The sequence below is a fragment of the Frankia sp. AgB32 genome (assembly GCF_023243045.1).
Taxonomy (GTDB): Bacteria; Actinomycetota; Actinomycetes; order Frankiales; family Frankiaceae; genus Frankia.
The window spans coordinates 1-3,238 of the sequence record NZ_JALKFX010000137.1; the positions used below are offsets into that span (position 1 = coordinate 1).

General features: G+C 61.1%; 2 protein-coding genes. One reads left to right on the top strand and one right to left on the bottom strand.

Features of this window, described 5'->3' with window-relative positions:
• Positions 1-55 precede the first annotated feature (55 nt).
• Positions 56-646: a GAF domain-containing protein gene (locus tag MXD60_RS25995; RefSeq protein WP_248822308.1), complete on the bottom strand. Its 591-nt coding sequence runs from the start codon at positions 644-646 to the stop codon at positions 56-58.
• Positions 647-1,979: 1,333 nt separating this feature from the next.
• Between MXD60_RS25995 and MXD60_RS26000 the strand changes: the two genes are divergently transcribed.
• Positions 1,980-3,238: Shedu immune nuclease family protein (locus tag MXD60_RS26000; RefSeq protein WP_248822310.1), on the top strand; the 1,259-nt coding region annotated here is incomplete at its 3' end.

The window sequence follows — 3,238 nt, forward strand, 5'->3', positions numbered from 1 at the left end:
CACGCCCGGAGCGGCCCACAACCACGCCCACGAACCCTCACCTACAGCAAGATCACTAAACCAGGTGAATGTTTACCCCCGCGCCGGCCGCGTCGGCGAACAGCTCCTCCGGTCCTGGCAGGCCAGTGGGAAATCGGGCCAGCGCCTCGACTCCCACGGTCTGCCCGGTTATCAGGTCCGCGACCGGCTGGAAGGCCATCCGAGGTCCGCCCGCGTCGAGCACCTCCCGGACCTGCCGCCAGACCGCGTTGCGCTCATCCCACAACCGGCGAAGATCGATGACGAACTCGGTGAGGAACGACGCGAGCATTCGGAGGAATCCGGCGTCGCGCTGGCGCAATGATGGGCACGGCTGCCGGCCCACGCAGCCGACCATGCCGTAGACCTGTCCGGCGGCATCCGTGACCGGAGTCGCCGCGTACGAGCGGATTCCGAACTCGGCCACCACCGGCAGGCTGGAGGTACGCGGCTCGGCCTGCACGTCCGGTATGAGCGAGGGAAGATCGCCGCAGAGGACTTTGGAGAACAGCGACTGATCACGATGGACGCTCGAGCCGAGGCTCAGACCGAAGGCTCCCAGGTCCCCGCTGGCCATTTGCACGACGAGCAGGTCCCCGTCCACCCGCCCGAGCCAGGCGAGATCCATACACAGGCGGCGCCTCAGGAGATCAAGGAGGTCGACCAGGACTGTCCAGGGCTCCGGTACCTCGCGCCTGGGCCCAAGGCAGGAGATGCGATGCCGTGAGATCGGGTCCATCTATCTGGCCTACCCGTGCGTTGGAGGCGCACACACCAGAAAATCCGCGTGCGGCTTGACCGTCGGCAAACCTGTGCATAACGGGTGACGACAGGCTCGTAGCCGCTGCGGGTAATGGTCACCGCGCTGCCCCCGGGACAGATGGGTGAGAGGCGGTGCGACTGGGTACACACGATGGCCGTGTCGCAGGGCGTTTCGTCGCCGAGGATGCGCGTTGCGACATACCGCACAGGCAGGCTCCGGCGGCGCGGCGACGAGCGTCGGATTCTCCTTGGTCGCAGAGATGATCTGCCGGTAGCTGAAGTGCGGCGTGGCACCGCCGCAGACATCGCAGTCCAGATAGAGATCCGACCTGGGCGTAGGCCGCCACACATCCCGCGCGATGAAGGCAAGCCCCGATACAAACTCGCGCACCGTCATCTCGGGACCTTCTGGTTCATGATCGCGCGAGTTCCGGCTCCTCCGCACGAGGCATCATGATCCCGGCTGATCGACCGGTCCGCCAGCGAACGACGTCAGATGCCAGATTCCGGCGGAGACACCTTGGAGTGCACGCTGGCGGTCGACGTCCCTTGACAGACCGACCTCTGCCACTACGCCACGTAGTCGAGACTTGTCGTTGCGTCTGGGAATCGAACCAAATGATCAGCGCCCCGAGCTGGGCATCCTCTATTCGATCAACGATCAGATCTCATAGATCTTACCTATTTGCCCAGCTCGGGGCATTGCTACGCATCGTGGTGGAGGTGGCGGGAATCGAACTCCCCCGCCCACCAGGTGGCGACGAGTAGAAGTAGGCGGAAATACCTGCAGCGCAGAGGTTTCCGCGTCGCGGACAGGTGATCGCGAGAGCCGTCGAGTGGCCAAAAGTGGGACCAGTGTCCGCACCATGTCTGCACCAGAAAGATCAACATCGGCAACTCTGATCGCGAAGCCCCGCCTGGGACTCTTGTTACGCTCGGTCATCATCGGGGGCGTCGGGGGTCGACATACCCTCCCCGGCGTCCCCGCCAGCATGATCAGCCACCGGACGCGGGACGCGCCCCCTATGGACGACCGGTGGTACCCCTCGTTCCCGATGAGGACGCAGTGGCGGGTTGGCGCAACGCGATGTGGTGCGCAGCGATGGCGAGCCGGCCGGGGATGGGGCAAGGTTATCGCGGTCTGTTAGTATGCCTACACTAATAGTTGCATCGGATCAAGGTCGTCCACGGTTGGCGGGTTGCTGGAGTGCGTCGATCTGGGCGTGAGGCGGGGGCCACGCGTGATAATAAATTTTTCGCTCATCAACGACAACACCTATTTCAACACTCTCACCGACAATTTCTCCACTCTTGAGGTCCGCCCGAGCGGCAAATCCTCGGGCCTCTACTACTTCTACGACACCAGCCGAAGCCGGCTCGTCACCGACTTCATTCTGGATGATCTCCCAAGAGTTGAAACGCTCTGCCGGGTGACGCTCATTAAGTCCGATGGTGCTTTCAGCCCACGGCTTTCTTTTTGGAAGCGCGACAAGACCCAGCCCGGGAAGAAGAAGCTAAAACAGGAGGTTGCCTCCGGCGGCGCCACACGGGAAATCAAGGCGGTCGTTGATACCGGTGATGGCTGGCGAGGACTCTGGAAGCTCATCGGCTTCCTTCAGGGCTTCCGAGGAATAGAGCTGCCGTCCGATACGTTTCGCATCTTCGTGGGAAGTCAGGCGAAGATAGCCGAGGTTCTGCAAGGAGCCGACAAAAGTACAGTCGTAGAGGCCGTACGGTCTGCGCTCGGTGGCCGGCTCACCGAACGTGATATTGAACTTCTCGCCGATAGGAAAGGTCAGCTTGAGGAATTCCGGCGGCTCCTCGAAGACCCAGACTACTTCGCCGTGAAGCATAGCCAAGCCAGGGGCGGACGAGAGAAGGTGTGGCAAAACTTCTTCGAGGGCAACCCGTGGATCTTTGGTTACGGGCTTCAGCTTGTGTCATGCGACCCGGCGGACGCGGATAAGCTAGAGCAAATAACCGCGGGTACGAATTTCATGACGGGTGCCGGCAAAAGAGTCGACGGACTCCTGCTCACCCGCGGCTTCGTGAGCAGTCTCCTGTTTTGCGAGATTAAGCACCATGAGACTCCCCTGCTTCGACCGAAGCAGTATCGAGAACCCGATGTCTATCAAGTTTCCGATGAAGTCAGCGGTGGTTTTTCGCAAGTTCAGAAGACGGCTTACAAGGCGGTGCGAGGAATTGTCGACAACGTACGCCGACATCACTTGCCTGACGGCACCCCTACCGATATCTCCTATTCGCTCGTTCGGCCACGGCAAGTTCTCGTGTTAGGCAATATGGACCAGCTCATGATTAATGGACAGATCAACCCCGAGAAGTCCTCAAGTTTCGAGCTGTTCCGTCGGTCCATGTACGACGTAGAAATTCTCACCTTCGATGAGCTGTACCGGCGCGCACAGTACATTGTGAAGGAGGATATAGAGCAGCCCGAGGA

What these genes read in the sequence shown, in the direction of transcription:
- MXD60_RS25995 (WP_248822308.1), bottom strand. Translation starts at nt 646, where the DNA reads ATGGATCTCGCCTGGCTCGGGCGGGTGGACGGGGACCTGCTCGTCGTG.